Origin of the sequence: Caballeronia cordobensis (assembly GCF_001544575.2) — a bacterium.
GTDB classification, from domain to species: Bacteria; Pseudomonadota; Gammaproteobacteria; order Burkholderiales; family Burkholderiaceae; genus Caballeronia; species Caballeronia cordobensis.
This window is the reverse complement of sequence record NZ_FCNY02000027.1, coordinates 72,791-96,013: the sequence shown is the minus strand read 5'-3', so window position 1 is coordinate 96,013 and position 23,223 is coordinate 72,791. Positions and strand designations below refer to the sequence as shown.

General features: G+C 62.7%; 23 protein-coding genes. 12 read left to right on the top strand and 11 right to left on the bottom strand.

All coding sequences use genetic code 11. The features are described 5' to 3' along the window. Positions 1-654 precede the first annotated feature (654 nt). Complete coding sequence (locus AWB70_RS33880; RefSeq protein ID WP_053569765.1) at positions 655-1,389, bottom strand: HisA/HisF-related TIM barrel protein; 735 nt, start codon at positions 1,387-1,389, stop codon at positions 655-657. A gap of 13 nt (positions 1,390-1,402) precedes the next feature. Here AWB70_RS33880 and AWB70_RS33875 point away from each other — a divergent pair, with 13 nt between their 5' ends. The 3 genes from AWB70_RS33875 (at position 1,403) to AWB70_RS33865 (ending at position 4,224) form a co-directional block, all read left to right on the top strand. Further along, on the top strand, positions 1,403-2,443 hold the full coding sequence (locus AWB70_RS33875; RefSeq protein WP_053569886.1) for an ATP-grasp domain-containing protein: 1,041 nt from the start codon (positions 1,403-1,405) through the stop codon (positions 2,441-2,443). Continuing rightward, the gene (locus tag AWB70_RS33870) at positions 2,440-3,561 is read left to right on the top strand and encodes a hydantoinase/oxoprolinase family protein (RefSeq protein WP_053569766.1); all 1,122 of its coding nucleotides are present in this window, start codon (positions 2,440-2,442) and stop codon (positions 3,559-3,561) included. Before AWB70_RS33875 ends, AWB70_RS33870 begins: the two co-directional genes overlap by 4 nt. A gap of 75 nt (positions 3,562-3,636) precedes the next feature. Then, a complete protein-coding gene (locus AWB70_RS33865; RefSeq protein ID WP_014251667.1) occupies positions 3,637-4,224 on the top strand; it encodes an amino acid kinase family protein in 588 nt (195 codons plus the stop codon). A gap of 643 nt (positions 4,225-4,867) precedes the next feature. Here the strand turns inward: AWB70_RS33865 and AWB70_RS33855 are convergent. The 3 genes from AWB70_RS33855 to pqqA all read right to left on the bottom strand — a co-directional run bounded on the left by AWB70_RS33855 (position 4,868) and on the right by pqqA (position 6,311). Then, positions 4,868-5,563, bottom strand: a complete 696-nt coding sequence (locus AWB70_RS33855; RefSeq protein WP_053569767.1) for a (5-formylfuran-3-yl)methyl phosphate synthase — start codon at positions 5,561-5,563, stop codon at positions 4,868-4,870. A 22-nt stretch (positions 5,564-5,585) separates the two neighbouring features. After that, positions 5,586-6,155: a DUF447 domain-containing protein gene (locus AWB70_RS33850; RefSeq protein ID WP_045452723.1), complete on the bottom strand. Its 570-nt coding sequence runs from the start codon at positions 6,153-6,155 to the stop codon at positions 5,586-5,588. Positions 6,156-6,236: 81 nt separating this feature from the next. Further along, positions 6,237-6,311, bottom strand: coding sequence for a pyrroloquinoline quinone precursor peptide PqqA (gene pqqA, locus AWB70_RS33845; RefSeq protein WP_008354335.1), 75 nt, complete (start codon positions 6,309-6,311; stop codon positions 6,237-6,239). A gap of 363 nt (positions 6,312-6,674) precedes the next feature. Here pqqA and AWB70_RS33840 point away from each other — a divergent pair, with 363 nt between their 5' ends. From AWB70_RS33840 to fba, 7 genes are all read left to right on the top strand, one after another. Then, positions 6,675-8,168: a form I ribulose bisphosphate carboxylase large subunit gene (locus AWB70_RS33840; protein ID WP_014251670.1), complete on the top strand. Its 1,494-nt coding sequence runs from the start codon at positions 6,675-6,677 to the stop codon at positions 8,166-8,168. A 650-nt stretch (positions 8,169-8,818) separates the two neighbouring features. Next, the gene (locus tag AWB70_RS33835) at positions 8,819-9,235 is read left to right on the top strand and encodes a ribulose bisphosphate carboxylase small subunit (protein WP_053569768.1); all 417 of its coding nucleotides are present in this window, start codon (positions 8,819-8,821) and stop codon (positions 9,233-9,235) included. Between the two features lie 15 nt (positions 9,236-9,250). Continuing rightward, positions 9,251-10,165 carry a CbbX protein gene (gene cbbX / locus AWB70_RS33830; RefSeq protein WP_053569769.1) on the top strand — a complete coding sequence of 305 codons (915 nt, stop codon included), beginning with the start codon at positions 9,251-9,253 and terminating at the stop codon, positions 10,163-10,165. Between the two features lie 18 nt (positions 10,166-10,183). After that, positions 10,184-11,278 carry a class 1 fructose-bisphosphatase gene (locus tag AWB70_RS33825; RefSeq protein WP_053569770.1) on the top strand — a complete coding sequence of 365 codons (1,095 nt, stop codon included), beginning with the start codon at positions 10,184-10,186 and terminating at the stop codon, positions 11,276-11,278. 39 nt (positions 11,279-11,317) lie between these two features. Next, complete coding sequence (locus tag AWB70_RS33820; RefSeq protein WP_045452737.1) at positions 11,318-12,190, top strand: phosphoribulokinase; 873 nt, start codon at positions 11,318-11,320, stop codon at positions 12,188-12,190. Between the two features lie 35 nt (positions 12,191-12,225). After that, entirely contained in the window at positions 12,226-14,268 is a 2,043-nt protein-coding gene (tkt, locus tag AWB70_RS33815; protein WP_053569771.1) for a transketolase, read from the top strand. 28 nt (positions 14,269-14,296) lie between these two features. After that, a complete protein-coding gene (fba, locus tag AWB70_RS33810) occupies positions 14,297-15,334 on the top strand; it encodes a class II fructose-bisphosphate aldolase (protein WP_053569772.1) in 1,038 nt (345 codons plus the stop codon). Between the two features lie 42 nt (positions 15,335-15,376). On the opposite strand, the gene AWB70_RS33805 is transcribed toward fba, so the two are convergent. Next, positions 15,377-15,757 carry a type II toxin-antitoxin system VapC family toxin gene (locus AWB70_RS33805; RefSeq protein WP_321167018.1) on the bottom strand — a complete coding sequence of 127 codons (381 nt, stop codon included), beginning with the start codon at positions 15,755-15,757 and terminating at the stop codon, positions 15,377-15,379. Beyond that, the gene (locus AWB70_RS33800; protein WP_053569773.1) at positions 15,754-16,056 is read right to left on the bottom strand and encodes a hypothetical protein; all 303 of its coding nucleotides are present in this window, start codon (positions 16,054-16,056) and stop codon (positions 15,754-15,756) included. Before AWB70_RS33800 ends, AWB70_RS33805 begins: the two co-directional genes overlap by 4 nt. Before the next feature lie 99 nt (positions 16,057-16,155). On the opposite strand from AWB70_RS33800, the gene AWB70_RS33795 reads away from it, so the two are divergent. After that, positions 16,156-16,704: a thioredoxin family protein gene (locus tag AWB70_RS33795; protein WP_053569774.1), complete on the top strand. Its 549-nt coding sequence runs from the start codon at positions 16,156-16,158 to the stop codon at positions 16,702-16,704. Here the strand turns inward: AWB70_RS33795 and AWB70_RS33790 are convergent. The 3 genes from AWB70_RS33790 to AWB70_RS33780 are packed head-to-tail and all read right to left on the bottom strand — an operon-like array spanning position 16,701 to position 20,736. Then, positions 16,701-18,101: a DUF6513 domain-containing protein gene (locus AWB70_RS33790; RefSeq protein WP_053569775.1), complete on the bottom strand. Its 1,401-nt coding sequence runs from the start codon at positions 18,099-18,101 to the stop codon at positions 16,701-16,703. The two genes, AWB70_RS33795 and AWB70_RS33790, sit on opposite strands and share 4 nt — an antisense overlap. Then, a complete protein-coding gene (locus tag AWB70_RS33785; protein ID WP_053569776.1) occupies positions 18,080-18,679 on the bottom strand; it encodes a flavoprotein in 600 nt (199 codons plus the stop codon). The genes AWB70_RS33790 and AWB70_RS33785 overlap by 22 nt, the downstream gene beginning before the upstream one ends. After that, positions 18,676-20,736: a sigma-54-dependent Fis family transcriptional regulator gene (locus AWB70_RS33780; protein WP_053569777.1), complete on the bottom strand. Its 2,061-nt coding sequence runs from the start codon at positions 20,734-20,736 to the stop codon at positions 18,676-18,678. The genes AWB70_RS33785 and AWB70_RS33780 overlap by 4 nt, the downstream gene beginning before the upstream one ends. 367 nt (positions 20,737-21,103) lie before the next feature. Between AWB70_RS33780 and AWB70_RS33775 the strand changes: the two genes are divergently transcribed. Then, the gene (locus AWB70_RS33775; RefSeq protein ID WP_053569778.1) at positions 21,104-21,589 is read left to right on the top strand and encodes a dihydroneopterin aldolase; all 486 of its coding nucleotides are present in this window, start codon (positions 21,104-21,106) and stop codon (positions 21,587-21,589) included. Between the two features lie 636 nt (positions 21,590-22,225). Here AWB70_RS33775 and AWB70_RS33760 read toward each other — a convergent pair. Continuing rightward, entirely contained in the window at positions 22,226-22,630 is a 405-nt protein-coding gene (locus AWB70_RS33760; protein WP_045452759.1) for a hypothetical protein, read from the bottom strand. A gap of 82 nt (positions 22,631-22,712) precedes the next feature. Further along, positions 22,713-23,222 carry a formaldehyde-activating enzyme gene (fae, locus tag AWB70_RS33755; RefSeq protein ID WP_014251683.1) on the bottom strand — a complete coding sequence of 170 codons (510 nt, stop codon included), beginning with the start codon at positions 23,220-23,222 and terminating at the stop codon, positions 22,713-22,715. Position 23,223: the final 1 nt, after the last annotated feature.

Here is a 23,223-nt window from a genome sequence, read left to right as displayed (position 1 = left end):
GCTTTGTCACCGCCCGCGGTCACACGCAGTTTGGCCACTTTTCTCCTCGGGGAACGGCCCTCGCCTAAAGAGTGCCCTCGAAGGACTAATCGGGCTTGGATCGCGCACGGTCTGACAAACCAGTGCGCGAAGCGCACTGGTTCAGCACAAGATAGCTTCGGCACAGCGCTACGCGCTGCCGTCGGGTATGCGAGGGAAACCAGCGAACACGAACGCACTCGCAAACCCGATTAACCCATCGGCGGCGGAGCGGGCCGGAGCTTGAAATGGCTGTACCAATGAATTAAGTGGCGCGATGTGACGGATCGTGCGCGATCCAAGCCCGATTGGGCCTATGGGGGCACTCTTTAGGCGAGGGCCGTTCCCCGAGGAGAAGAGTGGCCAAACTACGTGTGACCGCGGGCGGTGACAAAGCTGCTTTCTTTGGTGACTTTCTTTGCAGCAGCAAAGAAAGTTACCCCCGCCCCGGGGAGGGGCAGTGCCAATAGACCGACAACAAAGCAAGTTCCACGAACCGAAACAAAAACAAAACCAAAAAAAACCTGCTCCGCAATGCAACACACTGTCACCCGTGCACCACCCGATGCAACACCTCCTTGCCAAAGGATTACACGCCCCCCAAGCCCCCAAGCCCTTGGCACAAATATTGAAAGCTCACCCCCCTGAACCCCCGCGAGGCACATCGCGACGACCCAAAGTCCCATCGTGCACAGCGGAAGCAACAAGCCAGGCAGCCGCGCCAGCGTCGGCGCACCGCACGAGATCGGCCTCATCGCGCACACCGCCTGCGCCGATCAACGAGCGAGCACCGGCAAGCGCGCGAACCGAAGCAAAGGTCGAGAGATCAGGCCCGGCCTGCGCGCCCACGTGATCGAGCGTCATCACGATCACGCGCGACGGCCACCACGCGCTCTCGACGTGCGCCGAACCGAGTGCGCGTCCGCCGCGATAGTCGAGCGAGAGAATCGGCTCGAAGCCGCTCGCGGAGGCCTCGGCGATCGCGCCCATGTCGAGCAGCGTCTCGGTGCCGAACACGGGAACGATCGCGGCAGGCGCGGGCGATTGCGTCAGCCGCGCGATGCGCTCGATCGACGCGCGCATCGGCGAAAACGCGGTGAAGCCCGCGTCGAGCCAGATGCGAAAGCCGTCGCCGAGGGCATCGCAAAGCGCGGCGAGCGCATGGTCGTGCGCGCCGCGCGAAAGGATCGCGCCAAGGTCGGCGACGTACAGGGTACGCGCGCCAGTGGCGGCAACGAGCGCGCGGGCGATCGCAAGCGGATCGCTCGTGGGGCACAACGAAGACTGGATCGGCCGATAGCGCGAACGCTCGCCGCGCACCGCGCGCACCGCGTGTCCGTCGAGCAGATCGAGAACGGGTATCACCTGCATGGATGGCTTTCCTTTGACCAAGATCTTTGTATTCGAGTATCTCACCGGCGGCGGCATCGATCCGGACGTGGCGGGCGCAGGCAGCCTCGCCGACCTCTCCGCTCTGATCGTCGAAGGCCGCGTGATGCGCGACGCCATCGCCGCCGATCTGCGCGCGCTGCCGGGCATCGACGTGACCATCGCAAGCTCGCGCTTCGAACAGGTCGATGACGACGCAGGCTACGTGCGCGCCGCGCCCGGCGAACCGGTCACGGCCTTCGTCGCCCGCGTGGCGCGCGAGCACGACTATGCCTGCATCGTCGCGCCCGAATGCGACGGATTGCTGCTCAAGCTCTACGATGCCGTCGGCCAGGCGCGCTGGCTCGGCTGCGCGAAGGAAGCGATCCGCGCGGCATCGAGCAAAAGCGCGACGGCGGCATGTCTCGCCGCGCGCAGCATTGCCGCGACGCCCGCGCTCGAACCGGATCGCGCGGCCGCGGGCGCCGGACGCCGCTGGGTCGTCAAGCCCGATGACGGCGCCGGCGGCCTCGATACCTATGTCTACGACGACCTCGCCGCCGCGCGCGCGGAATACGAAGCGCGCGCGGCGGCGGGCCGCAATCCCGTGCTGCAGGAATGGGTCGATGGCGAGCCGCTCAGCCTGTCGCTCATCTGCCGCGAGCGGCTCGCGCGGCTCGTCAGCATCAACCGGCAGCGCATCGGCATGTCGGATGCGGCGGGCTCCGGGCGGCGCGCGCGCATCGTGCAGTTCGACGGCGTCGATGTCGATCGCATCGACCGTCATGGCCCGCAGGGACGTGCGCTCGAACGGCTCGCGCTGCGTGTCGCGGAGGCGTTTCCGGGGTTGCGCGGTTTCGTCGGTATCGATGTCGTGTGGCATCACGAGCGCGGACCGGTCGTGATCGAGGTGAATCCGCGCCTGACGGTCGCGTATGCGGAACTCAGCCGGCGCGGCGGAAAGAATCTCGCGGCCGAGCTGCTTGCCGCGCATCGCGTGACCGGTTTCGACGGCGATGCGCCATTGCTGCGCGCGTGCGGCGGAGCGTCGTCATGACGTCATCGCCGGTTTCGAACGACGCGCCGGTGTTCGGCTGGGACGTGGGCGGCGCGCACGTCAAGGTCTCGATGACGACGCGCGCGGGCGCGCTCGCGGACGTAGCGCAATGGGCGTGTCCGTTGTGGCAGGGCGTGGCGCATCTGGAGCGCGTGATCGGCGCCGTGTTCGAGCGCTGGCCCGCCGCCGGCCACGCATCGGCGCGTCACGCCGTCACGATGACGGGCGAGATGGTCGATTGCTTCGCCGACCGCGCCGAGGGCGTGCGCACGCTCACGCGCACGCTCGCGCAACGGCTCGGCCCGCGCACGATGTTCTTCGCCGGCGAGGCCGGCTGGCTCGCGCGTTCGGCGTGCGCGGAGGGCTGGCGCAGCGTTGCATCGGCGAACTGGCTCGCGACCGCCCAATGGGTCGCGGCGTGCGTGCCGGCGGCGGTGCTGATCGATATCGGCAGCACGACGACCGACATCATTCCGATCGTCGATGGACGCGTGATCGCGCGCGGCGCGAACGATGCGGAGCGGCTCATCAGCGGCGAGCTCGTCTATCAGGGCGTCGTGCGCACGCCGTTGTGCGGCGTCGCGCATCGCATTGCGTTTCGCGGCGAGACGGCGGGCGTGATGAACGAATGGTTCGCAACGACCGCGGACGTCTATCGTCTGACGGGCGAATTATGGCCCGAGCACGACCAGCATCCGAGCGCCGACAACGGCCCGAAGACCGAAGCCGCGAGCCGTGCGCGCATTGCGCGGATGATCGGCCGCGATGCCGCCGATGCGAGCGATGGCGAATGGCGGCGTTTCGCGCAGACCTGGCGGCACGAGCAGTTGCGCACGCTCGAAGCGAATCTCGCGCGCGTGATTGCGCGGGACGCGGCGCTTGCGGCGGCGCCGATCGTCGGCGCGGGATGCGGGCGGTTTCTGGCGGCGGCGCTCGCGCGGCAGGAGGCGCGCGGTTATATCGACTTTGCGCGGCTAGCGGGCGTGCCGGACGACGACGCCGCGCGTGCCGAGTGGGTCTCGACGTGCGCGCCGAGCGTCGCGGTGGCGTTGCTGGCGTCGATGGTGGCGGGCAAGCAGGTGGATTCGTCGAAGGAAGCATCGCCGCGCGCGGCGTGATAGCGTGTGGAATACAGCGAGCGGTATGGAACCGGGTGCGTGGCCCGGCGGCATGATCGAACGAGGACAGGAACCATGTGGGTGGTGAAGATCGGGGGTAGCCTCGGTCACGACCCGGCGCTGCGCGAGTGGTTGACGCGGCTATGGGAAGTGGGCGGAGGGCGCGTCGTGATCGTGCCGGGCGGCGGCGATTTCGCGGACGCGGTGCGGCAGTATCAGCGCGAATGGCAATTCGACGATCTCGCCGCGCACAACATGTGTTTGCTCGCGATGGCGCAGTACGCGATTCTGATGCAGGGCGTGGTGTCGGAACTCGTGCTCGCGTCGAACGAGAATCGCATTCGGCGCGCGTTGCGGGATGGGCGGGTGGCGGTTTGGGTACCGACGGATTTGATGCGCTCGACGCCCGATTCGATGACCAACTGGGATACCACGTCGGATTCGCTCGCCGCGTGGCTTTCGACTTCGCTCAATGCGGAGCGGTTGATGATCGTGAAGTCATGTGAGGTGGAAGCGAATGCGCCGCTGGAGGCGCTGGCTGCTCGTGGGGTTCTGGATCGTCGGTTTCCTGGTTATGTGCGGGATGCGAATTATGTTGTCGAGGTTTTTAGTAAAGGGGATGCTTCGGTTATGAGGGATCGGTTGCTTAATGTGGCGGTTTGAGGTTTTTTGTTTTTTTGCTTTTTGGTTTTGTTTTTGTGGAACTTGCTTTGTTGTCGGTCTATTAGCACTGCCCCTCCCCGGGGCGGGGGTAACTTTCTTTGCTGCTGCAAAGAAAGTCACCAAAGAAAGCAGCTTTGTCACCGCCCGCGGTCACACGCAGTTTGGCCATTCTTCTCCTCCGGGAACGGCCCTCGCCTAAAGAGTGCCCTCAAAGGCCCAATCGGGCTTGGATCGCGCACGATCCGTCACATCGCGCCGCTTAATTTATTGGTACAGCCATTTCAAGCTCCGGCCCGCTTCGCGGCCGATGGGTTAATTGGGTATGCGTGGGTTTCCCTTGCATTCCCAGCGGCAGCGCGAAGCGCTGTGCCGAAGCTATTTTGTGCTGAACCAGCGCGTTCAAAGTTATGGCTTGTCAGACCGTGCGCGATCCAAGCCCGATTGGGCCTATGGGGGCACTCTTTAGGCGGGGACCTTTCCCCGAGGAGAAAAATGGCCAACGTGCGTGTGACCGCGGGCGGTGAGAAAGCTGCTTTCTTTGGTGACTTTCTTTGCAGCAGCAAAGAAAGTTACCCCCGCCCCGGGGAGGGGCAGTGCTAATAAACCAACAAGAAAATGGGATCCGGCGAAAGCCGAAAAAATATCAAACAGCAACCGCAGTCCGCAAAGCCCGCACCCACCTCCCAACCCGCTCAGGATCAAGCCGCCCCCCTCGCCCAAGCCCCTCCCCACACAGCGCCCCGCGAAATCCCGCAATATCCGGCGACAGCATCCGAATCCGATCAAGATCACCCCATCCCAAAGACCCGGCGACCGCCGTCATCACCCCACGAGAGCGCGCATCGGCCATGCACCCGGCCAACCCTTCCGCATCGACACAATCGAACAAGGTGCGCCCATCCTTATGGGCGGTGTCAAACACGATACCCACAAACCCCAACCGCACGGCAAGCGCGGCCAACTCCCGATCCACGCCGTCATCCGACAACAACACGGGCACGACCGCCGCAGGCAAGCCAGCCAGATGCCGCAAACATGCCGAAGCCCCCACACCAGGCGACACGCCCACTTTCACATAATCAACCCCGGCAGCAGCCACATCAAGCACACGAGACGTGATCTCATCGAGCGCATCGTTAGGAAAATCGCCGATGGTCGCGCTGATCGGCCGCACCGCATACCGCGCACGCAACTCCCGCACGATCCGCGCGATATCGTGAATCGCGACCCCGCCGAGCGCGCCCGCACCCGGCTCCTTCAGGTCGATCAGATCGGCGCCCGCATTCGCGGCATCGAATGCTTCGTCGGACGAGCGGACGCTCGCGAGCAATGCGGTCATCGATGAAAACTCCAGAGGGATGTTACGAATGAAGCGCCTTCGCGCGATGCGCTTCGATCGCCTGCAAGAGCCATTGCCAGGCTTCGCGCTCGGCATCGCCCGCGGTCTTGTCGATCGCGATGCGCAGATACGCAATCTCGCTATCCACCTTTTCAGGCGGCAACATGAACAAACGGCTCACCAGAATCGCGCCTTCGACGACAGCCGCCTGCGCGCGATTGAAGCCCGCAAATGGCGCATGCGTCTCGCGATGCACGCATTCCATGCGCAGCGTCGGACGCGTTTCGTCATCGAGCAATTCGGCCAGGCGCAACTCGGTATGCGCAAGCGTCGATGCGAGCCGCACGCTCGGCACCGTGCTCGCGATCACGGTCGGCCAGTCGCGTTGATAGCCCGTCACGCAGCCCGCGAACACACGCACGTCCGTGGTGAAGTTGACGACCGCGCTCTTCGTGGCGATGACGTTGTCGAGCGTCGCCGATGGGCGAAACGGCGCGAGAATCGCGAAGCCTTCTTCGAAGCGCACGCCCATCGGCGCGATATGCGGCCGGCCTTCGCGATCGGCGGTCGTCACGATGGTCTCGTAGATCATAAGGCTCGGCGCATGAATTCGGGCCGCACGAAGGCGCCGCATGCGGGATGCATTGCGGCGTCGTGCGGGTTCGATCCGTGTTTAGCGGGTCGCGATATACATCGTGATTTCAAAACCAAAACGCATATCGGTGAAGCTCGGCGTAGTCCATTGCATGCGCGTTCCTCCATGTGAGTTGAGTTGCAGCCTCGATAACCACTTCAATTGCTTGCCGATGCGGACGAATCCGCCAGGCGGCCGGGAGGGGGCCGGCGTTTCGACGATGCAAGCGTCATGCCAATGACATGAAGCGGATGCCGAAGAGCGCCGCTACCCCGCCGTGCGAACCGACTGTGACGGAATCAGAGCAAAGTGTCCCATCCCCTAGGCGATAACCGCATCAGGGCTAACACCCAATAAGGCATCGCTTAAGCCGGGCCAAGTAATTCGTGAATTCCTTTCCTTGCGGCCAGTGCTTACTCTGCAATCACAGCGGGGCAACAGGCGAAGTCTCACTCATCTCACTGTCGAGGAAACGGAATGAACGATTTCAGCAAGGCTGCCGTCGAGGCGGCGCGCAATCCGTCCGATCCGCGCTCGCGTTATGCGGCCGGCGTCATGAAGTATCGCGAGATGGGCTATTGGCAGCCCGACTACACGCCGAAGGACACGGATGTCATCGCGCTCTTTCGCATCACGCCGCAAGCGGGCGTCGAGCCGGAAGAAGCGGCTGCGGCCGTGGCGGGCGAATCGTCGACGGCGACGTGGACCGTCGTATGGACCGACCGTCTCACCGCATGCGACATGTACCGCGCGAAAGCGTATCGCGTGGACCCGGTGCCGAATCAGCGCGCCGACGAGCCGCAGTACTTCGCCTATATCGCTTATGAACTCGATCTCTTCGAGGAAGGATCGGTCGCGAATCTCACTGCTTCGATCATCGGCAACGTGTTCGGTTTCAAGCCGTTGAAGGCGCTGCGTCTCGAAGACATGCGCATTCCCGTTGCGTATCTGAAGACGTTTCAGGGGCCGCCGACGGGCATCATCGTCGAACGTGAACGGCTCGACAAGTACGGTCGGCCTCTGCTCGGCGCAACGGTGAAGCCGAAGCTCGGCTTGTCGGGCAAGAACTACGGGCGTGTCGTGTATGAAGGGCTGAAAGGCGGCCTCGACTTTCTGAAGGACGACGAGAACATCAACTCGCAGGCGTTCATGCATTGGCGCGATCGCTATCTCTTCGCGATGGAAGCGGTGAGCCGCGCGCAAGCCGAGACGGGTGAAGTGAAGGGCCATTACCTCAACGTGACGGCCGGCACGATGGAAGACATGTACGAGCGCGCGGAATTCGCAAAGGAACTCGGCTCGTGCATCGTGATGATCGATCTCGTGATTGGCTGGACGGCGATTCAGTCGATGTCGAAGTGGGCGCGTCGCAACGACATGATTCTGCATTTGCATCGTGCGGGGCATGGGACTTATACGCGGCAGCGCAATCATGGCATTTCGTTTCGCGTGATCGCGAAGTGGCTGCGGATGGCGGGTGTGGATCATGCGCATGCGGGGACGGCTGTCGGCAAGCTCGAAGGCGATCCTTTGTCGGTGCAGGGCTATTACAACGTGTGTCGCGAGGCTCGGAACGAGCCAGACCTTTCACGTGGGATTTTTTTCGATCAGCCTTGGGCTGGACTGAGGAAGGTAATGCCCGTTGCGTCGGGCGGCATTCATGCCGGGCAGATGCATCAACTGCTCGATCTGTTCGGCGATGACTGCATTCTGCAATTCGGCGGTGGGACGATTGGACATCCGCAAGGTATTCAGGCGGGTGCGACGGCGAATCGTGTTGCGCTCGAAGCTATGGTTAAGGCGCGGAACGAGGGGCGCGATATTGTCAATGAAGGGTTGGATGTGTTGGACGCTGCCGCGAGGTTTTGTACGCCGTTGAAGCTCGCGCTCGATACGTGGCGCGATGTCACGTTTAATTATGCTTCGACGGATACGCCGGATTTTGCTGTTACGCCTAGTGTGGCGGTTTGATTTTTTTTGTGTCGCTGGATCCCGTTTTGGTGTTGGTTTATTAGCACTGCCCCTCCCCGGGGCGGGGGTAACTTTCTTTGCTGCTGCAAAGAAAGTCACCAAAGAAAGCAGCTTTGTCACCGCCCGCGGTCACACGTAGTTTGGCCATTTTTCTCCTCGGGGAACGGCCCTCGCCTAAAGAGTGCCCTCACAGGACTAATCGGGCGTGGATCGCGCACGGTCTGACAAGCTAGTACGCAAAGGACACTGGTGCAGCACGAAATAGCTTCGGCACAGCGCTGCGCGCTGCCGTTGGGGATGCAGGGGAAAACATCGGTAAGCACGCGCATGCGATTGACCCCTCGGCCGCGAAGCGGGCCGGAGCTTGAAATGGCTGTACCAGTTCGCTAAGCGGTGCGATGTGACGGATCGTGCGCGATCCAAGCCCGATTGGGCCTATAGGGGCACTCTTTAGGCGAGTGCCGTTCCCTGAGGAGAAAAATGGCCAACGTGCGTGTGACCGCGGGCGGTGAGAAAGCTGCTTTCTTTGGTGACTTTCTTTGCAGCAGCAAAGAAAGTTACCCCCGCCCCGGGGAGGGGCAGTGCTAATAGACCGACACGAAAGCAAGTTACACGAAACCCAACCCATACATCATAAGGATGACGAAAAAATGCACATAACCCAAGGAACCTTCTCCTTCCTCCCAGAATTAACCGATGAGGAGATATCGTCACAAATCAACTACGCCTTAGACCAAGGCTGGTCATGCTCAGTCGAATACACCGACGATCCCCACCCAAGAAACACCTATTGGGAAATGTGGGGCCTCCCCATGTTCGACCTCCACGATGCCGCCGGCGTGCTGATGGAAGTGAACGAATGCCGCAAGACGTACCCGAACCACTACATCAAGGTCAACGCCTTCGATTCGGTGCGTGGCTTCGAAACCATGCGTCTCTCGTTCATGGTCAACCGGCCGCAAGAAGAGCGAGGCTTCCGCCTCGAACGCCAGGACAACAGAAGCCGCATCCAGCGATACGCGATCCGCACCTACGCAACCGATCGCCCGAGCGGCGAGCGCTATTGATGAGGAGACGACATCATGAGCGCCGAAGCCACGCTCGAAGCAGCGCCTCTTCAAACGAAAGCCGATTTAATGGCGCTCTACAAAGATTCGCGCATCGGAGAAGTGCTGACGGAACTGGACCGCGATCTCATCGGACTCGCGCCCGTCAAGACGCGTATCCGCGAGATCGCCGCGCATCTGCTCGTGGAACGCGCCCGCGAGACGCTCGGTATCGCGTCGGGTGCGCCCACGCTGCACATGTGCTTCTCGGGCAATCCCGGAACCGGAAAAACCACTGTGGCGCTGCGCATGGCGCAAGTGCTGCACCGGCTGGGCTACATCCGGCGCAATCATCTCGTCTCGGTGACGCGCGACGATCTCGTCGGCCAATACATCGGCCATACCGCGCCCAAAACGCGCGAAGTGCTCAAGCGTGCGATGGGCGGCGTGCTCTTCATCGACGAGGCCTACTACCTGTATCGGCCGGAGAACGAGCGCGATTACGGGCAGGAAGCCATTGAAATCCTGCTGCAGACGATGGAAAACCAGCGCGACGATCTCGTCGTGATTCTCGCGGGCTACGAAGCGCGCATGGAGACGTTCTTCCACAGCAATCCCGGCTTTCGCTCGCGTATCGCGCATCACCTCGTGTTTCCGGACTATGCGCCCGATGAGCTTTTGCAGATCGCCGAGCACATGCTGACCGACATGCATTACCGCTTCGACGACGAGGCGCGCCAAGCCTTCGAAGCGTATCTCGAGCGACGCATCAAACAGCCTAACTTCGCCAACGCGCGCTCGGTGCGCAATGCGCTCGACCGCGCGCGATTGCGTCAGGCGAATCGGCTGTTCGCCGCGGCGGAACGTGGCAGCGGCGCGGCCGATGCCAACGCGCTCATGCAGCTCGACGCCAGCGATATTCGCGCAAGCCGCGTGTTCACCGATTCATAACGCCCGAAGGAGAACGCGATGCAGGATGGACGCACGACCTTATCGAAGTTCCTGATCGACACGCTGGACCGCAAGCCCGGTCCGGAAGCGGCGAGCGGACTGTCCGCGCTTCTGATCGATGTCGCCGCATCGATCAAGACGATCGCCGCCGCATTGACGCGCGGTGCGCTGGGCGGGCAGCACGGCTCGGCGCATTCGATCAACACGCACGGCGAGGAACAGAAGAAGCTCGACGTGGTGACCAACGATATCTTCCTGCAGCATTGCGAATGGGACGGCTTGCTCGCGGGCATGGTGTCCGAGGAAATGGACGAGGTCTATGCGATCCCCGAGCCCTATCCGCGCGGGGAGTATCTGCTCGCGTTCGATCCGCTCGACGGGTCCTCGAACATCGATATCAACGGCGTCGTCGGGTCGATCTTCTCCGTGCTCAGACGCAGTGGCGACGAGAGCGATCCGCCCGATGACGCCTCGTTCCTGCGCCCGGGCCGCGAACAGGTCGCGGCCGGTTACGCGATCTACGGCCCATCGACGATGCTCGTGCTGTCCGTCGGCAACGGCACGCACGGCTTCACGCTCGAACGCGACGTCGGCAACTTCGTGCTCACGCATTCCGATATCCGCATTCCCGACGACTCGTGCGAGTTCGCGATCAATGCATCGAATGAACGCTTCTGGGAACCGCCCGTGCGCCGCTACGTGCAGGAATGCAAGGACGGCCGCACCGGCTGCCGCGCGCAGGACTTCAACATGCGCTGGATTGCGTCGATGGTCGCAGAAGTGCATCGCATCCTGATGCGCGGCGGCGTGTTCATGTATCCGCGCGACTTCAAGACGCCCGAAATGGAAGGGCGCTTGCGCCTGCTGTATGAAGCAAGCCCGATGAGTTTCATCGTCGAGCAGGCGGGCGGATTGTCGATCACGGGGCGCGAGCGCATCCTCGATCTCGAACCGAAAGCCCTGCATCAACGCGTGCCGGTGATTCTCGGTTCACGCAATGAAGTCGCGCGCATTCAGCGCTATCACGGCGAATACGATCGCGGCGAAGACAAGCCTTTTACGTCGCCATTGTTCAAGGAGCGCTCGTTGTTCTTACCGGAAACGGAAGCATAGAAACAGCGCTAATCACATCTAGAACAGGGAGACAAGCGCATGTCAGTCAAACATCCTATCGTCGCGGTGACGGGTTCGAGCGGTGCGGGCACCACCACGGTCATGAAGAGCTTCACGCATATCTTCCGGCGTGAAAAGATCAACGCGCAGATCGTCGAAGGCGATGCGTTTCATCGCTACGACCGGCTCGGCATGCGCGAAGCGATGAAGCAGAGCGAGCGCGACGGCCTCGTCAACTTCAGCCACTTCGGGCCCGAAGCGAATCTGCTCGCGGAGCTCGAAAGCCTGTTCAAAAGCTATGGCGAAACGGGCGGCGGCCAATATCGCCATTACGTGCACGACGAAGGCGAGTCCGCGCATTACAAGCAGGACGCGGGCACCTTCACGCCGTGGGAAGACATTGCGCCCGGCACCGACATGATGTTCTACGAAGGCCTGCACGGCGGGGCCGTCACCGAGAAAGTAGATATCGCGCGTCATGCCGATCTGCTCGTCGGCGTCGTGCCGATCATCAATCTGGAATGGATTCAGAAGCTGCATCGCGATCAGACGATGCGCGGCTATTCGCACGAAGCGGTCGTCGACACGATCCTGCGCCGCATGCCCGATTACGTGAACTACATCTGTCCGCAGTTCTCGCGCACGCATGTGAATTTTCAGCGCGTGCCGACCGTGGATACGTCGAACCCCTTCACCGCTCGCGAGATTCCTCAGCCCGACGAGAGCTTCGTCGTGATTCGTTTCGCGAAGCCGAAGGGCATCGACTTTCCTTATCTGCTGACGATGCTGCATGACTCGTTCATGTCGCGGCCGAATGTGATCGTCGTGCCCGGCGGCAAGATGGGTCTCGCGATGCAACTCATCTTCACGCCGATGATTCTGCAATTACGCGACCGGCGCGCGCGCGCTTAAAAAAGATTTCTCACATCGCATCAAAGGAGGCATCCATGAATGCCGTCGCTGAAGTGTTGCCCAGGCATCATCGCTCACCCGATATCCGACACATGGCGAATGCGCTGCGCATGCTCGCCGTCGATGCGGTCGGCCAAGCGAACTCGGGTCATCCCGGCATGCCGATGGGCATGGCGGAGATCGCGGTCGCGCTCTGGGGCCGCCATCTGAAGCACAATCCCGCCGATCCCGACTGGCCGGATCGCGATCGCTTCGTCATGTCGAATGGTCATGGATCGATGCTGATTTATGCGCTCTTGCATCTGACCGGCTATGACCTTTCGATCGACGAAATCAAGCGCTTCCGACAATTCGGCAGCAAGACGCCGGGCCATCCGGAAGTCGGCGTCACGCCCGGCGTCGAAACGACGACCGGTCCGCTCGGGCAAGGCCTGACGAACGCGGTCGGCATGGCGCTCGCAGAATCGCTGCTCGCGTGCGAGTTCAATCGGCCGGGACACGAGATCGTCGATCATCGCACGTATGTTTTTGTGGGCGAGGGCTGTCTGATGGAAGGCGTGTCGCATGAGGCGGCATCGCTCGCGGGCACGCTGAAGCTCAACAAGCTGACCGTGCTCTATGACGACAACGGCATTTCGATCGACGGTCATGTCGAAGGCTGGTTTGCCGACGATACGCCGAAGCGCTTCGAAGCCTACGGCTGGAACGTCGTGCGCGCAGTGGATGGCCATGACGTCGATGAAGTGTCGCGCGCGTTGCAGGCCGCGCGCGAGTCGGAGCGCCCGACGCTCATCTGCTGCAAGACGGTGATCGGGCTCGGTGCGCCGACGATGGCCGGCACGCACGACGTGCACGGTGCGCCGCTTCCCGCCGACGAAGTCGAAGCCACGCGCCGCGCGCTCGACTGGACGCATGCGCCGTTCGAGATGCCGTCGTCGATTCGCGCGCTGTGGGACGCGCGCGAGGCGGGCGCGGCGGCGCAGGACGACTGGCAGCGCCGCATGGAGGCGTACCGTCGCGTATTTCCGAACGAGGCCGCCGAGTTCGAGCGGCGCGTGCGCGGCGCGTTGCCCGCGAACTGGCGCGACGTGGCGCATGCGCTCGTGCACGATGCGGACCGCGCGCGGCAGTCGGTGGCGACACGCAAGGCGTCGCAGATCGCGATCGAAGGACTCGCGCGCGCGTTGCCCGAACTGCTCGGCGGATCGGCCGACCTGACCGGTTCGAATCTCACGCGCTGGAAAGATGCGGTGGATGTGTCGGCGTCGCCGGCGAAGGGCAATTACATCCACTTCGGCGTGCGCGAATTCGGCATGAGCGCGGTGCTCAACGGCGTCGCGCTGCATCGCGGCTATCTGCCGTTCGGCGGCACGTTTCTCACGTTTTCCGATTACTCGCGCAACGCGCTGCGCATGGCCGCGCTGATGAAGACGCGCACGGTCTTCGTGTTCACGCACGATTCGATCGGCCTCGGCGAAGATGGGCCGACGCATCAGCCGGTCGAGCATGCCGCGAGTCTGCGCATGATTCCGGGTCTCGACGTCTGGCGTCCGTGCGATAGCGTCGAGACGATGCAGGCGTGGGTGAGCGCCATTGACCGCGACCGGCCTTCGTGCCTTCTGCTCTCGCGCCAGACCTTGCCCTTCGTGCCGCGCGACGAAGCGCAGATCGATGCGATCGAGCGGGGCGGCTACGTGCTCGCCGATTGGCCCTCGACGTGCGAACGCGATGCGCGCCGCGTCGTGCTGATCGCGACCGGCTCGGAAGTGGCGCTCGCGCTCGCGGCGATCGCGCCGCTGAAGGACGAGGGCATTCTCGCGCGCGTGGTGTCGATGCCATCGACCACCGTGTTCGATCGTCAGTGCAACGCGTGGCGCGAGCGCGTGCTGCCCGAGGGTGTGCCGCGCGTCGCGATCGAGGCGGGCGTCACCGGTTTCTGGCGGCAGTACGTGGGGCTGAAGGGGGGCGTGATCGGCATCGATCGTTTCGGCGAATCGGCGCCCGCGAGCGAATTGTTCGCGCACTTCGGCGTGACGACCAGCGCGCTCGTCGATGAAGCGCGCCGCGTGGCCGCCTGAATTTTGCCAACCGCATGGAGACGTCAAGATGGCTTTCATCGCATTGAGGCAGTTGCTGGATCACGCGGCGGAGCACGAATACGGCGTGCCCGCGTTCAACGTCAACAACATGGAGCAGGTCCACGCGATCATGCAGGCGGCCGAGGCGACGAAGAGCCCGGTCATCCTGCAGGCGTCGGCGGGCGCGCGCAAGTATGCGGGCGAGCCGTATCTGCGGCATCTGGTGCTCGCGGCCGTGGAGGCGCATCCGGACATTCCGGTCGTGCTGCATCAGGATCACGGCGCGAGTCCCTCCGTGTGTCAGCAGGCGATTCGTTCCGGCTTCACGTCCGTCATGATGGACGGCTCGCTCATGCCCGATCAGAAAACGCCCGCCGACTACGACTACAACGTCGACGTGAGCCGGCGCGTCGTGGAGGCGGCGCATTCGGTGGGCGTCTCGGTGGAGGGCGAGCTGGGCTGTCTCGGTTCGCTCGAAACGGGGCGTGCGGGCGAGGAGGACGGTGTCGGCGCACAAGGCACGCTGACGCACGACCGCTTGCTGACCGATCCCGGCGAGGCGCGCGCGTTCGTCGAGGCGACGGGCATCGATGCGCTCGCGATCGCCATCGGCACGTCGCATGGCGCGTACAAGTTCAGCCGCCAGCCGACGGGCGACATTCTCGCGATCGACCGCATCGCCGAGATTCACGAGCGCATTCCGGATACGCATCTCGTGATGCACGGATCGTCGTCGGTGCCGCAGGAATGGCTGGCGATCATTCGCGAGCACGGCGGCGAGATTCCGGCCACTTATGGCGTGCCTGTCGAGGAAATCCGGCGCGGCATTGCGAACGGCGTGAGGAAAGTGAATATCGATACCGACATTCGGCTCGCGATGACCGGCGCGATGCGAAGGGCGATGGCGTCGGCGAAGTCGGAGTTCGATCCGCGGCATGCGCTGAAGGCGGCGACGGCGGCGGCGCGCGATTTGTGCATCGAGCGATTCGAGGCGTTCGGGTGCGCGGGGCACGCGGATCGCATCAGGCCGATGGGGCTGGAGGCGATGGCGAAGCGGTATCAGTGAGGGGAGCGCCGCTCGTTTGCTTGGGGAACGTGCGGCGCTGGGTCAGGCGGGGAGGGCTTCGTTGAAATAGTCGGCGAGTTCGCTGTCGGCGGTGAGGAATTCCAGCTCTTCCGTCAGGGCTTGCGCGACGAGCACCCGATCGAATGGATCGCGATGAAGGTCGGGCATGTTTCGTACCGCTCTGGCATGCTTGAGTTCGACCGGAAGCACGATGAACGGCTGCCTTTCCAGTTCGTCTATCGCGCGCTCGCCGTTGGGCGCTAGCTTGCCGCGAGCGGATTTGATCGACAGTTCCCAGATGCTGGCCGTGCTGACGTATACCTGCTTCGCGTCATCGATTGCTTCACGGAAATGCGCTGAAAGCCGACGATCTTTCGACACGCGCCAGATGTAGATGTGAGTATCGAGCAGCACGCGCATCATCGGCTCTCGTGCGCGGCATTGATCTCCTTCGGAAATATCGGGCCGTTGCACATCTGTTCGATGATGTCGTCGGGCAAGGGTTTGAAGGCTTCATCCTCGAACGCGCTTTCGTCTTCCGGCTCAATCACGATGATCGAGCCAGTCGCTTCGGGGTTGTCGTTATTGAAGTTCCCGACTGACCTTACCTTGAGCAACAGCACCGGGCGCTCACCACCAATGGCGACATCTTTCCCTTGCGCCACCATTTCAAGAATCCTGGGCAAATCCTTCTGCGCTTCTTCGACACTGAATATATACATTGAATCCTCCGGATAACTAAAAAGAAATCTCATGCTATCCGACTCCGTCAACCCCGCCAATATGCCGAACGGCCAGCGGAAAAAAATGGGAGCTATCTCATGCCTACCGAATCCCCGACAGCGGAACTCGGCGCAACCGCATCCGCCCTCACGCTGCCCGCCACTGACGGCAAGACCTACACACTCGACACGCTCAAAGGCGAGAACGGTCTCGTGATCGTCTTCATGTGCAATCACTGCCCCTACGTCAAGTCGGCCATCCCGAACCTCATTCGCGACGCGCGAGCGCTGCAGCAAATCGGCATCAACGTCGCAGGCATCAATTCGAACGACGCGACCGTCTACACCGATGACGCCTTCGACCGCATGATCGCGGTCGCGCAGGCATGGCAACTGCCGTTCCCTTATCTGCACGATGAGACCCAGGACGTCGCGCGAACGTACGGTGCGGTGTGCACGCCGGAATGCTTCGGTTTCGACCGGGATTTGCGGTTGCGTTATCGCGGACGCATCGATGCCTCGCGCAAAGAGGCCTTGCCGGACGCGCGCCGCGATCTCTTCGAAGCGATGCGTGCGATAACGGAAAACGACGAGACGCCGGCCGAGCAGTATCCCGCGCTTGGATGCTCGATCAAATGGAGGGCCTAGCGCTGCTTCTTTGTGCTTCCGGGCGCATGCCAGGCCATCAGATCCTCTTCCGGCCGATCGACCTCGCATCCCCAGTCGAGCGCTTGATCCTGATCGAAGCGCTTGCCGAGTTGCCATGCGATTTCCGCGCGTGCGAGCTGCACGCCGAGGTAAAACGCGTGCCCGCCGTCATGCTCCACGCCGAGCCGCGGATACAGCGCGAACGGATCGACGGCGACATGATGCCCGTCCCGGTTATAGACATGAACCCCCTCCGCCGATACCTGAACGCGATAGTTAGGATCGCGAACCGAAGCGGCGAGCACGCTGATCTCGTCGGCATCGTAGGGAAAAGGCCGCTTCGCATGCAGCGCGGACAGATCGGCGCTAATGCCTTTGGGCAGCGTCTGCGTTTCGCGCGCGGCATGCATCACGCGCCGCGCGACATCGGCTTCGCGCACGGCGCGCCGAGCGTGCAGGCTCACCGACGTCGTCAACACAGCCGCCACGCGCAATTCGGCGGCCATGCCGAACAGCACCGCATTGATGCCGCTCGTATCGGCTTCGGTCAGCTCGGTCACGTTGCCGACGCCCATCATGATCGCCACGCCGGGATAACGCTCGCGCAAAGATACATAGCGCGCGATGGACGCGGCGAGCCCGAACGGAATCGGATCGAGAATCGGGTCGGCGAGAAAGGCGCGGCCGCGCTTCGACATGACGTCGATGGCGGCATCGAGCGATGCGATGTCGGCGGGCTCGCGCGGCACGAGTATCGGCGTGGATGCGACCTCGTCCGCGATCCATAGCGTGTCGGTGTTGAGGCTCATCACGTAGTCGGCGCCCGCGCGGCCGCCGCGCACGAGCTCTTCATCGCGCATCGAATCGACGCTCACGCGATAGCCTTGTTCCTTCAACATCACGACCGCATCCTCGAGATGCGGAAATGCGGTTTCCGGCAGACAGCCGATGTCGATCACATCGGCGCCTTGCCGCTTGTATTCGCGCGCGCGCGCCGCGATGCCGTCGAGATCGAGACGCGGCGCATCGACGATCTCCGCGAAAATCTCCGTCTCGTAGCGCGACAGATCGACATGCCGCGCCTCGCGCCCGAAGAACTGCGGTAGGTCCTTCACTTCTTCCGGACCGCGCTCGACCTTCACGCCGTAGTGCGCCGTCAAGGCATCGAGATCGCCGCGGCACCGGCCGGGCACGATCATGCGGCTCGTGCCTTCGGTCAATGGAATCGCGACGCGCCTGCGGATCATGTCGGCCGTCATCAAGCCCGCCACCTGAAGGCCGATCTCGCGCACTTCCCATGAAAAGGGCGTGCCCGACGCGGCGGGCGCGATGCTTTCGAGCACTTGCTGAAGACTCAGCTGCGCGAGCCGCCCGGTCAGGAAGACGATGTGTTCCATGCGAGCTTCAGGTCCGACAGGCGTTGATCGAGCGCGGCTTCGAGATCGTCGAGCGTGCGGGCCACGGTCGTGTGCGCGAAGTGCGCGAGCCGCTCGACGTTGTCGAACTCGATCGCGCGCGGCCTCACTTCGACCCATTCGTGCGGGGCCTGCGTGATGACGGAGGGCGCGGTATCGCATGCGAACACGATGCCCGGCACGCATTGCTTGCCGGCTTGCGCATAGAGGTTGGTGGGCAGGGTATCGGAGATGCCGAACGCGCATTTGGCGACGGTGTTGCTCGTCGCGGGCGCGATCACGACCGTGTGATATTCGCCGCCATAGATCATGCCGACAGGCACGCTGCTCGCGCTGTTGTCGCGAAACACCTTGAAGTGCTCGCGCAGCTTCGCGATCGTCCAGCCGTAAAGCGGCAGCACTTCCTCGCCGGCGGCGGAAAGAAAGAGATCGACGCCGGGCAGGCGCAAGGCCAGCGCGATCGACTCCTCGAGCATATGACCGGAGCCGGTCACGCACCACGCGAAGCGCGCGTCGGGCTTGAACTCGTCGAGCCTTCGGACGGGCGTGGGTGGCGTCATGCGTCGGAGGCGGCGTTGTCGGATCCGGGCGTATCGTGCGACAGCCGGATATGCAGACGATGCATCTTCCGATACAGCGTATTGCGGCTGATGCCGAGCACCTTCGCGACATTGCTCACGTTCCAGCGATGCTCGTCCAGCAATTGCAGCACGGTTTCGCGCTCCTTCACCTGAATCGCGTTGAGCGCGGACGTGTCGGCGTCGTCGGCGAGATGCGGCGGCTGGACCGGCGCGGCCGGTGCGCGCGCAGGCGTTTGCGCCGCGGGCGCTGCGCCGTTCACGATATCCGGCGGCAGATGCGCGCAGCGGATCTCGGGGCCGTCGCACAGCGCGATCGCCATTTGCAGCACGTGCCGCAACTGACGGATATTGCCTGGCCACGGATACGAAAGCAGCGCCTGCCGCGCTTCCGCGGAAAGCGTGGGCGGCTCGTCGGATTCGGTTTCGAGAATATGGCCGATGAGCGCGAGCGCATCGGCGCGTTCACGCAAGGGCGGCAGATTGATCTCGATGCCGTTCAGCCGGTAATACAAATCCTCGCGGAACATGCCGGTCTGCACGAGCTCGGCGAGATTGCGGTGGCTCGCGCTGATGAGCTGAAAGTCCACTTTCACGGTGGTTTCCGCGCCGAGCGGCGTCACTTCGTGTTCTTCGAGCACGCGCAGCAAACGCGCCTGCAACGCGAGCGGCATGTCGCCGATTTCATCGAGAAAGAGCGTGCCGCCATTGGCCTGCACGATCTTGCCGCGCCGGCCTTCACGCTGCGCGCCGGTGAACGCACCCGCGCGATAGCCGAACAGTTCGCTCTCGATGAGATTCTCCGGCAACGATGCGCAATTCACCGCGACGAACGCACCGCCTCCATTCGGGCTGATGCTATGCAGCGCATTAGCGAAGACTTCCTTGCCGGTGCCCGTCTGGCCGCGCAGGATGATGGGAATCTTGCGCTGGATCACGCGTGCGGCGAGCTGGATCTGCGAGGCCATGCGCGGATCGCCGAATTCCAGATGCGAGAGCTTGTCGAGCCGTCCGGCGCTGGGCGCTTCGCGCGTGTCCTTGCGCGTCGCGGGCTTCGGGCGGGCGCTCGCTGACGGATCGTTCATCAGGATGCGCGTCGCGCCGTTGGCGGCCTCGCGCGGCGTCTGCGCGATGAGAAAGAAGCGGCTGTTCGCCTTCGCGCTATACACCGTCACCGGATGGAACGAGCCTCGGATGCTGCGCGCGATCATGTCTTCGAGCGTCGCGTTGAACGCTTCCTCGATGCGCTTGCCGCAGAGTTCGGCGGGCGAGCGCAGATCGAGCTGAAAGAGTGCGCTGCGGCTCGCGGCGAGCACGACACCTTCGTCGCTGACGGCGAGCTTGCCCGCGTGCAGCGTGCCGACGAATTCAGGCCGGCTATGAAAGTGGATCATGTTCGCGTGACGATAGCGCGCATCGATCAGGCGATTTTCGATCATCTGCCGCGACATGCCGACAAGCACGAGCGAATGCTGCTGAAGCAGTTTCGAGCGGCTCGTCACGTCGAGCACGCCGGCGACACCGCCGCGTTCATCGAAGATCGGCGCGGCCGAGCACGTGAGCGACGTATAGCGCGGATAAAAATGCTCATGCTGGCACACGGCGATGCATTCGCGCTCGACGAGACACGTGCCCATGCCGTTGGTGCCGGCTTCGCGCTCGCTCCATAGCGCGCCGACGCGCAGGCCGTCTGCCGCAACCGCTTCGCCGAACGGCACCGACGACACCTGATGCACGATCACGCCGTCCGCATCGACGAGCACGACGGCGAGTTCAGGATCGGCGAGCTGCTGATACAGCGTCGTCATTTCGAGCTTCGAGCAGGCGATGAGATCGCTCGCGGCTTCGCGTCGCTCGGTCAATTCGTGCTGCGTCAGGACGGGCGGCATCACGAAGCGCGCCGGATCGAGCCGGAACTCCGTGAGGCAGCGCAGCCACGATTGCGCGACTGAATCGCTGGCGCGGCGCGCGGCCAGCGGATTATTGACGATGTTCAGCACTTCCCGGACATGCGTGTCTACGTCAGCAAGCGACGACATGGGGGCAAGTCTCCGTTGCGCCGCGTTTCCGGTGCGCGGTTATCCGCGCGGCCGTCCGGCGCCGAATCTGTTGTGTTCTACGTTGGCGCTGCGGCTTTGCCTGCCTGTTTTACGCGTGTTCCGCTTGCAGGCGCGCCTCGTGGCCGGGGGATCGGTGGTGTCCAGTGCTGTACGAATGGCTTTTCAAAGCCCGATCCGGCCCGGTTCTCAAAAACTTTACATCCTATGACGCATCGGTTCAATAAGGAGTCGCATAGAGAAGCTCGAACGCGCCCGTTTTTTGCTTGCTCCTTACGGATGCATTCGGCGCAGGTTGCCGGGTTTTCTACCATCCATCACAGGGACCGCTTTAAGCGGCGATGAGCACATGGGCCGATTCGAACCGATCCGCGAAGCTGTTTATGTTGCGCCGCAACCTGCTGATGGCGCGATGGATATCGTCTATATCGAAGGGCTGACCGGGCAGACCGTGATCGGCATCGACTCTTCGGAGCTGCATGATCCGCAGCCGGTGCGATTGGATCTTGCTATCGGCGTGCCTTCGCTTCGCGCGTGTGCGACGGATCGCATCGAGGATACGGTCAATTATGCGGCAGTGCGGGAGGCGGTTCTTTCGCTTTTCGCGTCGCATGGGTTGCAGTTGCTGGAGGCGCTGGCGGAGCGCATCGCGCAGTTGGTCATCGCGGATTTTGGCGCGCATTGGGTGAGGGTTTCGTTGGCCAAGCCGGCGAAGTTTGATGATGTGGATGCGGTGGGTGTGGTGATTGAGCGACGGCGACGCGTCGAGGGTTTGTGCGGAGGTAGCGGCTCCGCAAGCCTTGCATGGATTGGGAGAGGGTATGTTAGGGAGTGAGGTTTTGGGTTGGTTTTCGTGGAACTTGCTTTCGTGTCGGTCTATTAGCACTGCCCCTCCCCGGGGCGGGGGTAACTTTCTTTGCTGCTGCAAAGAAAGTCACCAAAGAAAGCAGCTTTGTCACCGCCCGCGGTCACACGCACGTTGGCCATTCTTCTCCTCGGGGAACGGCCCTCGCCTAAGTGTCGCCCTCGAAGGACCCACCGGGCTTGGATCGCGCACGGTCTGTCGCATCGCGCCACTTAATTCATTGGTACAGCCATTTCAAGCTCCAGCCCGCTTCGCGGCCGATGGGTTAATCGGGTATGCGAGTGCACTCGTGTTCGCTGGTTTCCCTCGCATACCCCGCGGCAGCGCGCAGCGCTGTGCCGAAGCTATTTCGTGCTGAACCAGCGCGCTCAAAGTTATGTCTTGTCAGACCGTGCGCGATCCAAGCCCGATTGGGTTTGTGAGGGCACTCTTTAGGCGAGGGCCGTTCTCCGAGGAGAAAAATGGCCAACGTGCGTGTGACCGCGGGCGGTGAGAAAGCTGCTTTCTTTGGTGACTTTCTTTGCAGCAGCAAAGAAAGTTACCCCCGCCCCGGGGAGGGGCAGTGCTAATAAACCAACACCAAAACGGGACCCACCAAAAGAAAGCTCACTTGGCTGCAGCAGCAGCTTGAATCCCGCATGCCCTAAACGCATCCTTCTGCAATTCTCGAAACTTCTTGGTCTGAGCCTTAGCCCGATCTACCCGAAACTCAGCCCCACCTTCCCCACCCAGCGTAGCGTACTTAGAAAACGTCGATTGCTCGACAAAATCATCATAAGGAAGCACTTTCGCGATCCTGTCGATCGCACACGAACACTTATAAACGTTGGCGAATTCGCGCCCGTTATCCTCCATGCACCCGAGGACATATTCCACGCGCCCTTCGGTCGGATAATCATGCGTCTTTGCGGGCGCAGCACCGCTACCGCCGCCGCCCGTCGCGGCGATCGAAAGCGATGAAATCAGCGAGAGGAACGCCACCACCGTCAGCGCGCGACAACTTGGGATCATGCGATGAGCCTCATAGTTTTAATAAAGCCGTAACAGCCGGCACGCAGACACACCCCACGCACCGGCCACAAGCAAGAAAAAATCAACTCGGCGAGAACGGATGCGACATCGATCCCTTCTTCGATACTACATCCTTCGACGACGGCTCGCCCGCCACCGCGCGCTCGATCGATTCCTTCGTCGCCTGATAATTGAAGTCGTGGATCTTCTGATCGTCGCTGGCGTCCCAGTGGATGAACACGCCGACGCAAATAAAAAGATCGTCGGCTTCGTCGGCGGGAATCACGCCGCTTTCGACGCTGTCGGCCACCGCCATCGCCACCGCACGCTGCGCCGGGCCGAACATCTGCACGGCCTGCTTCGCGCCCTTGATCGTCACCTTGTTGAAGAGAATCGTGTTCGGCTTGGTCATCAGATTCGGTGCGACCACGGCGAGCAGCGACGTGAAGCCATCCTTGTTGTTCGTGAGCGCGTGGCAGAACGCGGTCTCTGCAGCTGAACCTCGCGGTCCGATGATCAAGTCGATGTGTGCGACCTCGTTGCCATCGCCGACGAGCGACTCTCCTACCAGGACGCGGTTGATCTTGGCCATG

Excerpts from the sequence above, each read along its gene's own strand:
- AWB70_RS33880 (WP_053569765.1), bottom strand. The coding sequence starts at position 1,389 with ATGCAGGTGATACCCGTTCTCGATCTGCTCGACGGACACGCGGTGCGC.
- AWB70_RS33870 (WP_053569766.1), top strand. The coding sequence starts at position 2,440 with ATGACGTCATCGCCGGTTTCGAACGACGCGCCGGTGTTCGGCTGGGAC.
- AWB70_RS33865 (WP_014251667.1), top strand. The coding sequence starts at position 3,637 with ATGTGGGTGGTGAAGATCGGGGGTAGCCTCGGTCACGACCCGGCGCTG.
- AWB70_RS33855 (WP_053569767.1), bottom strand. The coding sequence starts at position 5,563 with ATGACCGCATTGCTCGCGAGCGTCCGCTCGTCCGACGAAGCATTCGAT.
- AWB70_RS33850 (WP_045452723.1), bottom strand. The coding sequence starts at position 6,155 with ATGATCTACGAGACCATCGTGACGACCGCCGATCGCGAAGGCCGGCCG.
- AWB70_RS33840 (WP_014251670.1), top strand. The coding sequence starts at position 6,675 with ATGAACGATTTCAGCAAGGCTGCCGTCGAGGCGGCGCGCAATCCGTCC.
- AWB70_RS33835 (WP_053569768.1), top strand. The coding sequence starts at position 8,819 with ATGCACATAACCCAAGGAACCTTCTCCTTCCTCCCAGAATTAACCGAT.
- cbbX (WP_053569769.1), top strand. The coding sequence starts at position 9,251 with ATGAGCGCCGAAGCCACGCTCGAAGCAGCGCCTCTTCAAACGAAAGCC.
- AWB70_RS33825 (WP_053569770.1), top strand. The coding sequence starts at position 10,184 with ATGCAGGATGGACGCACGACCTTATCGAAGTTCCTGATCGACACGCTG.
- AWB70_RS33820 (WP_045452737.1), top strand. The coding sequence starts at position 11,318 with ATGTCAGTCAAACATCCTATCGTCGCGGTGACGGGTTCGAGCGGTGCG.
- tkt (WP_053569771.1), top strand. The coding sequence starts at position 12,226 with ATGAATGCCGTCGCTGAAGTGTTGCCCAGGCATCATCGCTCACCCGAT.
- fba (WP_053569772.1), top strand. The coding sequence starts at position 14,297 with ATGGCTTTCATCGCATTGAGGCAGTTGCTGGATCACGCGGCGGAGCAC.
- AWB70_RS33805 (WP_321167018.1), bottom strand. The coding sequence starts at position 15,757 with ATGATGCGCGTGCTGCTCGATACTCACATCTACATCTGGCGCGTGTCG.
- AWB70_RS33800 (WP_053569773.1), bottom strand. The coding sequence starts at position 16,056 with ATGTATATATTCAGTGTCGAAGAAGCGCAGAAGGATTTGCCCAGGATT.
- AWB70_RS33795 (WP_053569774.1), top strand. The coding sequence starts at position 16,156 with ATGCCTACCGAATCCCCGACAGCGGAACTCGGCGCAACCGCATCCGCC.
- AWB70_RS33790 (WP_053569775.1), bottom strand. The coding sequence starts at position 18,101 with ATGGAACACATCGTCTTCCTGACCGGGCGGCTCGCGCAGCTGAGTCTT.
- AWB70_RS33785 (WP_053569776.1), bottom strand. The coding sequence starts at position 18,679 with ATGACGCCACCCACGCCCGTCCGAAGGCTCGACGAGTTCAAGCCCGAC.
- AWB70_RS33780 (WP_053569777.1), bottom strand. The coding sequence starts at position 20,736 with ATGTCGTCGCTTGCTGACGTAGACACGCATGTCCGGGAAGTGCTGAAC.
- AWB70_RS33775 (WP_053569778.1), top strand. The coding sequence starts at position 21,104 with ATGGGCCGATTCGAACCGATCCGCGAAGCTGTTTATGTTGCGCCGCAA.
- AWB70_RS33760 (WP_045452759.1), bottom strand. The coding sequence starts at position 22,630 with ATGATCCCAAGTTGTCGCGCGCTGACGGTGGTGGCGTTCCTCTCGCTG.
- fae (WP_014251683.1), bottom strand. The coding sequence starts at position 23,222 with ATGGCCAAGATCAACCGCGTCCTGGTAGGAGAGTCGCTCGTCGGCGAT.